Origin of the sequence: Ideonella azotifigens, from assembly GCF_006519715.1 — a bacterium.
Classification (GTDB): Bacteria; Pseudomonadota; Gammaproteobacteria; order Burkholderiales; family Burkholderiaceae_C; genus Ideonella; species Ideonella azotifigens.
On record NZ_VIDT01000601.1, the window covers coordinates 1 to 3,408 of the forward strand.

The 3,408-nt window shown below is 63.6% G+C and carries 2 protein-coding genes; both read right to left on the bottom strand.

Going from position 1 to position 3,408, the window contains the following annotated elements:
* Positions 1–63: 63 nt before the first annotated feature.
* Positions 64–717 carry a response regulator transcription factor gene (locus FKP22_RS24790; RefSeq protein ID WP_211361568.1) on the bottom strand — a complete coding sequence of 218 codons (654 nt, stop codon included), beginning with the start codon at positions 715–717 and terminating at the stop codon, positions 64–66.
* Positions 718–1,109: 392 nt separating this feature from the next.
* On the bottom strand, positions 1,110–3,161 hold the full coding sequence (locus FKP22_RS24795; protein ID WP_141290323.1) for a methyl-accepting chemotaxis protein: 2,052 nt from the start codon (positions 3,159–3,161) through the stop codon (positions 1,110–1,112).
* Positions 3,162–3,408 lie beyond the last annotated feature (247 nt).

A 3,408-nucleotide genomic window follows, 5' to 3' on the forward strand; every position in this document is an offset into this window, starting at 1 on the left:
ATGCGCCGCCCATGGCGCTGGCGAACCGGCCGCGTGTGACGCCACCTTGGTCCGGGGTGGCCGTCAGCGGAACAGGCTGATCATGTGCGAACGGGACTTCACATCCAATGCCAGCAACAGCGAAGAAACGTAGTTCTTCACCGTGCCCAGCGAGAGCTGGGTCGAGTTGCTGATCTCCTGGTTGCTGCAGCCCGACAGCACCAGTTCCAGGATCTCCAGGTGGCGGGGACCCAGTTCGGCCACGCGGTCGTACATGGCAGAAGACGGGAAGCGGGGGAACAAGGTGCCGGGCGATGCAGGCCGGCCGCGCCGCGCGTCGCCCACCAGCGCTGCCAGCGTGTTGCGCATCTCGACCATCATCGCGCCCTTGGGCACGTAGCCCACCGCCCCCAGCGCCCTGGCCTGCCGCACGACGAACTCGTCCTGCGTGCCGCTGAAGACGGCCACCCTGGCCTCGGGGAAGGCCTGCAGGAACTGGCGCAGGCCCTGCAGGCCTTTGCAGTCGCTGAGGTTCAGGTCCAGCAAGACCACGTCGACCGGCCCGCTGTCTCGGTAGACCTGCAGGCCTTCCTGCAAGGATGCGGCTTCCAGCCACTCGATGCTGAGGTCATCCAGCAGCCGGTACAGCGTGCGGATGCCGGCGCGCACCAGTTCGTGGTCGTCGATCAGCAGCACACGCCGCGTTGCCGGCACGGCGCAACGAAGGTCACTGCTCACCGTGTGAAAGCGAAGATCTGTTACTGCTTCCATGGGAGAGCCTCCTGGCGACAGGAGAAAAATCTCCGGCTCGGCAGTCGCCAAACCTTTGAGCGCCGGAGGAGCCGGATCATAGGCTTCCCGGGCGGGGGCGCACTCCCGCAAATGGGGGATGAAACCCTGATAAGGGACAAAGCGATCAGTTATTTGCGCCGAGATCGATTTTCGATGAAGTTGTTAATGATTGTGATGCATTGTCCATTGCCGACAATGGATTTCGTACAAGCGGCCATTTCAGTTTCCAGCACCCCCGGACGGCTTTTTGGAAACGCTGTCCACGACCACCGGCGAATACTTTTCCCACTTTTCCCGCCAGGCGCAGTGCCTGATTCCCAACTCAAATGACCATGGGATCAGAAGCGGGCGAACTGCGACTCGTCCAGGGTTTCGGCCGAGCCGAGCGCGCTGCTCTGTCCGCCAAGGGTCACGGCACCGCTCTTGGAAACCAGCGAGTTGCTGCGGGTCTGGCGGCGTGACGCCTGCGGGGCATGGCCGCGGCCACCACGGACGACCAGGCTCGGCTGTGGTGCGCGGGCAAGGTGCTGCACATTGGCCAGCTTGAAGAAGGCCATGGTCTGCTGCAGCTGCTCGGCCTGGCTGCTCATTTCTTCTGCCGTGGCGGCCAGCTCTTCGGAGCTGGAGGCGTTCTGCTGCGTGGTCTGGCTGAGCTGGGTCACGGCGCTGTTGATCTGGCCCACGCCGGAAGACTGCTCCTCCGAGGCGGCGGTGATCTCCTGCACCAGGTCCGAAGTCTTGCGGATGTTCGGCACGATCTGGTTCAGCAACTGGCCGGCCCGCTCGGCCAGCTCCACGCTGGAAGAGGCCACGGTGCCGATCTCCTGCGCTGCGATCTGGCTGCGTTCGGCCAGCTTGCGCACCTCGGCGGCCACGACCGCAAAGCCCTTGCCGTGTTCGCCGGCACGTGCGGCCTCGATGGCCGCGTTCAGCGCCAGCAGGTTGGTCTGGTAGGCGATATCGTCGATGATCACGATCTTCTGTGCGATCTGCTTCATCGCCGCCACCGTGGCCTTCACGGCTTCGCCACCTTCGGCGGCTTCTGCAGCAGCCTTGGTGGCCATGCCATCGGTGACCTTGGCGTTTTCGGTGTTCTGCGAGATGGAGGCCGTCATCTGCTCCATCGAGGCGCTGGTCTCTTCGACGCCTGCAGCCTGTTCGCTGGCCGCCTGCGACAGGGCCTGCGCAGTGGCGCTGACCTCTTCGGAAGCGCTGGACAAGGCATCGGTACCGCTGTTGACCTCGGTCACCACCTGCGAGAGCTTGGCCACCGTGCTGTTCACACAGTCGCACAAGTCCTTGAGCTGCCCTTGGTAGTCGGCCTTGGCCACCTGGGTCAGGTCGCCCCCTTCCATGGCCTGCAGCACTCGCTTCGCCTCGTTCAGGGGCTCGATCACCGCATCCAGGGTGCGGTTGATGCCATCCACGATCTTGCGGAAATCACCTTGGTGCAGGTCAGTGTCTGCGCGCACTTCGAGGCGCCCAGCGTTGGCGGCGGTGACCAGGATTTCGGTGTCCCGAATCAGCGCCTTCAGGTTCAGGCGCACCTGCTCGATGGTGTCGTTGATGAAGGCCTTCTTGCCTGGGAACTTGTCCAGCGGCGCTTCGAAGTTGCCGCGGCCAAATTCTGCAATGCAGGCCATGGCTTTCTTCTTCACCGCGATGTGGCCGCCAACCATCTGGTTGATGCCTTGCGCCATGGTGCGGAACTCACCGTCGAAGCGCGCCGCTTCGATGATCACGTCGATGTCGCCCGCATCATGTTCGCGCGACATGCGGTTGAGTTCCGAGATCAGGCCCTTGAGGTTGCTGCGCACCTGCTCGATGGTCTCGTTGATGAAGGCCTTCTTGCCCGGGAACTTGTCCAGCGGGGCTTCGAAGTTGCCGCGGCCAAACTCAGCGATGCAGGCCATGGCCTTCTTCTTCACTGCAATGTGACCCGCCACCATCCGGTTCACACCCTGGCCCATGCTTTGGAAATCGCCCACCAGGGCCTCGGTGTCGATCACCACATCGATGTCCCCGGCGTCGTGTTCGGCGGACATGCGGGTGAGTTCGCCATTCATGCGCTTGAGCCCGTGCACGGTGGTGCCCAGTGCTTGCAACAGGCGGCCGGTTTCATCGGCCGGGCCGCTGGGCACGGTGACGTCGAGATGCCCCAGGCTGATCTGCTCAGCGGCGCTTACCGCCAGCCCCAGCGGCACCGTCACGCTGCGTATCACCCAGAATCCCAATACGCCACACAGTGCTGCCACGACGGCGAGCAGGCTGCCGGACTCGGAGACGGCCGAGGCGTGGGCACTCAGCCAGAGGCTGGTTCCCAGCAACGAGACGATGACGGCTGCAAAGCTGCCGGCCAGTCGAATGGCAATGCTTTTTTGATTTGGCACGGGTATCTTTCAGGTGGACGAATACAAGCCGCGTGTAGCGGGGACTGCTTCAGGGTCTTCCGGTCAAGCTCACCAGCCAAAGCTCAGGTGAGGTGTTCAGTTCGCGATGGCGAGCTCAGCGGGGGCGACCGCCGCGGTCTCGCCGACCCCGTCAATCGTGAGCACATGGTTCACGTCCAGCAGGATCACGAACTTGCCCTTGACCTTGCCCACGCCCTGGATGAACTCGCTGCGGATGCGGGCGCCG